Consider the following 4,325-nt stretch of genomic DNA (forward strand, 5'->3'; position numbering starts at 1 on the left):
GCGTTCGGCCATGGCCTCGACCTGGCGGCGGATGGCGGCCAGCCGTGCGGCGTCGAGGTGGCACAGGTCGGCCACGGCCTCGGGTGCACCCTTGGTGGCCAGTAGGTGCACGTCGGGCTCGTCACTGGCGAACACGCGCGTCATGGCCAGAATCTCGCCCGAGAGGGCGTATTCGAACTCGGGCTCGCGCCCATCGTGCACATGCTCGGTGCCTTCCAGCCACGCATGGCCGAAATGCTGGATGGCCTTTTCCATCGGGTCGAACGGATCGCCCGGCGTGGCCAGCATGGCGAATTCGGCCAGCAGGTGAAAGTCTTCGGGTAGTTGGCTCGCGCCTTCGGGGCGGAATTGCTGCTCGGGCGTGGCCAGTTCGGCCACCGCCATGCGGTTGAGGGTGAGCGTGCCCGTCTTGTCCACGGCCAGCACGGTGATGGCGCCCAGCGCCTCGACGGCGGTGACGCGCCGCGTCAGTACCTTCTGGTGCGCAATGCGCCACGCCCCCAGCGCCAGGAACACGGTCAGGATGACCGGAATCTCCTCGGGCAGGAGGGCCATGGCCAGGGCAATGCCCGAGAGCAGGCTGTCGAGCAGCGGCCGGCCGTTCCACCACCAGCCCAGCAGCACCTGCAACAGGGCCAGGACGAGGGCGGCCGTGCCCAGCGTGCGCACCAGCCGGCGCGAGCCTTCCTGCAAGGCCGAAGGCGGTTCGGTGGTGGCTGCCAGATCGGCACCGATGCGCCCCACCGCCGTCTGGGCGCCGGTGGCGCACACCTGGGCCACGCCCACGCCGCGTGTGACAACGGTGCTGGCGTAGATGGCCCCCACGCTTGCCACTTCGTGTGCTGCGCTGCCCCCCGAGGGGGCTGGCCTGGCTTGGGGTGGCCCGGCGCTGGCGGCCGTGGCCCCCACGCTTGCCACTTCGTGTGCTGCGCTGCCCTCCGAGGGGGCTGACACGGCTTGGGGCGGCCCGGCGCTGGCGGCCGTAGCCCCCACGCTGGCAGACGCCTGCCCGGTGGGTGCTGCGGGCAGCTTGGCCACGGGCACGGCTTCACCGGTGAGCAGCGATTCATCCACTTCGAGCTGCCCGTCGATCAGCAGGGCGTCGGCGGCGATGCGGTCGCCCTCGTGCAGCACCAGCAGGTCGCCACGCACCACGTCGCGCCCTGCCACGCGCTGCTCCTGGCCGTCGCGGATGACCAGGGCGCGCGGCGCCGACAGGTCGCGCAGGGATTCGAGTGCGCGCTGGGTCTTGCGCTCCTGCGCCAGCGTGATCCCGATGACGACGAACACGAAGCCCAGCAGGAACAGGGCCTCGCCCCGGTCGCCCAGGGCCAGGTAGATGCCGCCTGCGGCCAGCAGCATCAGGAACATCGGCTCGGTGAGCACGTCCCGTACGATGGCCGCCGTGGATTTGGGCGCGCTTCCGGGCAGCAGGTTCGGTCCCTCGGACGCGAGGCGGCGCGCGGCTTCGGCGGCGCTCAGGCCCTGCGGGGCAGGTGTCGTGGAAGGCGGGGGGGGCATGTGCTCGGGCATTGCGCTTCGGCTGCGGTGGGTCACGGCTTGCGCGCCACCAGCCCCAGCAGCGCGGACAGGCCGTGGTGCTGGGTTCCCTCGGTCAGCACGGCCTCGTAGTCGCGCAGTTCGATGATCTGCAGGTCCGCAAAGGCCGAGCGAATCATCTCCGGCGTGTAGAGGTGCGACAGTATGGGTGGCCCGCCGGTCTTGTATTCGAGTTGCCGTGGCGTATAGCCCTGCAACACCAGCACGCCGCCGGGCTTGAGTGCCGCGGCCATGTGGGCGAACAGGCGCTCGCGCATGGCTGGGTCGGCGAACTGCACGAAGATGGCCACCACGGCGTCGTAGCGGGCCGTGGGCCAGGGCCACTGGTCGCAGTCGGCCACGCTGTAGTCAACGGAGACCTGGGCTTCTGCGGCCAGCTGCCGCGCCCGGCCCACACCCACGTCCGAGATGTCGAAGGCGTCGACCCGCAGGCCCTGGCGCGCCAGCCAGACGCTGTTGCGCCCGTCGCCGTCGGCCACGCACAGCACGCGGCTGCCGGGCGCGAGGTGGTGGGCCTGGGCGCGCAGGTATTCGTTGGGCTCCTGGCCAAAAAAGGTGGGGCTCGTTCGCGTAGCGCTGGTTCCAGATGGCGGCGGCGTCGGGGAAGGGGGCGGAGGTCATGGTGCGCGCCTTGGGCGGTGAAAAGTCCGTGGGCTCTGGCCGGCCCTGCCGGAGCGCATCCTGGCGGGCCGTTCGCGGTGGCGATGGGCCGATGGTGCCACATGCCATGCGCCCGCCGCGCTGGGTGAACGATATTTGGAGCAAAAATGACCTGTAGCGCTTTATCTTCGGTCGTATGCAGCTACTGATTTGATAGTGATTGATGGCCCGCACGGTAGGTCGTGGGTGGTCTGCGGGCGTTGCACAATCAGCCGGTGAGGAATCTGGAACCATTGCCGTGAGCCTGCCACCCGCCAAATCGCCCCTTACCCCGGCCAGCGCCGAAGCCCGCCGCGCCAGGCTCCACCCGGACGTGCTCAAGCTGGGCCTGGTGAGCTTTCTCACCGACCTCAGTTCGGAAATGATCTTCTCGGTGTTTGCCGTGTTTTTCACCACGGTGGCCGGTGCCTCGACGGCGCTGCTGGGGCTGATCGAGGGGCTGGCCGATTTTTCGGCCTCGTCGCTCAACTACCTGGCCGGCTGGCTGTCGGACCGCAGCGGCCGGCGCAAGTGGTTTGCCACGGCGGGCTACGGTTTTTCCACGCTGGCGAAAATGATCTTGCTGGTGTCCTCGTCCATTGCAGGGCTGGCGGTCTTTCGAGTCATCGAGCGGCTGGGCAAGGGCTTTCGTGGCCCGCCACGCGATGCCTGGCTGTCGTCGATTGCCGTGAAGGAGTCGCGCGGCTATGCGTTTGGCGTGCACAAGGCCCTCGACAAATCGGGCGCTGTGCTGGGCCCGCTGGTGGCCTATGCGCTGTTGAAATGGCTGGGCGAATCGGCCAGCACCTACAGCCTGCTGTTCGTGGTGGCCTTCGTGCCGGCGGTGATCAGCGTGGTGGTGCTCACGCGCATCCCCGACCAGCCCGGCCAGCCCCATGCACGCGAGAGCGTGCGGGAGAACTGGCAGCAGCTCAGCGCGGGGTTCAAGTGCTTTCTGGTGCCCGCGGGGGTGTTTGCGCTGGCGTATTTCAGCCTTGGCTTTCTGCTGCTGAAGGCCCATGGCGTGGGCTTTGGCATGACCGATGTCGTGCTGCTCTATGCGCTGTTCAATGGGGTTTGTGTGGTGGCGGCACCGCTCGTGGGCAAGCGGGGTGACAAGGTGGGGCGCAGCCGCATCGTGGTGCTGGGTTATGCGCTGTATGGCGCCATCAACCTGTGGCTGGTGGTGGCGGGCAGCCGCTGGGAAATGGTGGGCATCTTCTGCCTGTATGGCGTGTTCTATGCCATCGAAGACTCGCAAAGCAAGGCTTTCATCGCCGACCTGGAGCCCGAGCGCCGGGCCACGGCCGTGGGCGTCTACAACTTTGTGACCGGTGGCCTGTACCTGCCCGCATCGCTGGTGGCGGGCGCGCTGTGGACGGTTGCACCGGGGCTCGCATTCGGGCTGGCCGCCGTGCTCTCGGTTGCCGCCATCGTGATTTTTCTGCTGGTGCGGCCCGCCGCTGTGGGCCCCCGGTAAGCGGCTGTCCGTTGCATTCGCAACGGCCCCTTTACATTTGAACCATGGATCAAAAACATACCTTTCACCGCAGCGACCTGGTGCGCATTGCCATGGACGCCATGCGGGATCGCGGGCTGGAGCCCGAGTTTCCGGCACGTGCCCTGCAGCAGCTTGAAACCCTGGCTTCGGCCGGGCAGGACGACGACCCGCGCATCCGCGACCTCACGGCGCTGCCATGGTGCTCGATCGACAACGACGATTCGCTGGACCTGGACCAGCTCACGGCCTGTGGCCCCCTGAGCAATGGCGCCGTGAAGATCTTCGTGGCGGTGGCCGACGTGGATGCGCTGGTCAAGAAGAACTCTGCCATCGACCAGCATGCGCACATCAACACCACGTCGGTCTATACCTCGGCGCGGGTGTTTCCGATGCTGCCCGAGCGGCTTTCCACCGACCTCACCTCGCTGAACCCGGGCGAGGAGCGCATTGCCATCGTGACGGAAATGGTGGTGGATGCCGAGGGGGTGGTCACCCACTCCACCGTGCACCGGGCCCGGGTGCGCAACCAGGCGAAGCTGGCCTACGACGCCGTGGCCGCATGGATCGAGGAGGGCGCCCCGCTGCCCGAGGCGGCGCGCGCCGTGCCGGGCATGGACGAGCAGCT

4 protein-coding genes are annotated in these 4,325 nt (G+C 68.2%); 2 read left to right on the plus strand and 2 right to left on the minus strand.

All coding sequences use genetic code 11. From position 1 onward, the window contains the following. Together ACDELDRAFT_RS19695 and ACDELDRAFT_RS19700 are read right to left on the minus strand one after the other, a co-directional pair. Positions 1–1,521, minus strand: a 1,521-nt coding sequence (locus ACDELDRAFT_RS19695; protein WP_269763849.1) for a P-type ATPase, incomplete at its 3' end; no start/stop codon positions are given. Positions 1,522–1,553: 32 nt separating this feature from the next. Next, entirely contained in the window at positions 1,554–2,048 is a 495-nt protein-coding gene (locus tag ACDELDRAFT_RS19700) for a class I SAM-dependent methyltransferase (protein ID WP_005799809.1), read from the minus strand. A 410-nt stretch (positions 2,049–2,458) separates the two neighbouring features. Here ACDELDRAFT_RS19700 and ACDELDRAFT_RS19705 point away from each other — a divergent pair, with 410 nt between their 5' ends. Together ACDELDRAFT_RS19705 and ACDELDRAFT_RS19710 are read left to right on the plus strand one after the other, a co-directional pair. Next, complete coding sequence (locus ACDELDRAFT_RS19705; RefSeq protein ID WP_232504815.1) at positions 2,459–3,679, plus strand: MFS transporter; 1,221 nt, start codon at positions 2,459–2,461, stop codon at positions 3,677–3,679. 44 nt (positions 3,680–3,723) lie between these two features. Further along, a partial coding sequence (locus tag ACDELDRAFT_RS19710; RefSeq protein WP_005799811.1) for an RNB domain-containing ribonuclease occupies positions 3,724–4,325 on the plus strand: 602 nt, incomplete at its 3' end.

It is taken from the genome of Acidovorax delafieldii 2AN (assembly GCF_000175235.1).
Lineage (GTDB): Bacteria > Pseudomonadota > Gammaproteobacteria > Burkholderiales > Burkholderiaceae_C > Acidovorax > Acidovorax delafieldii_B.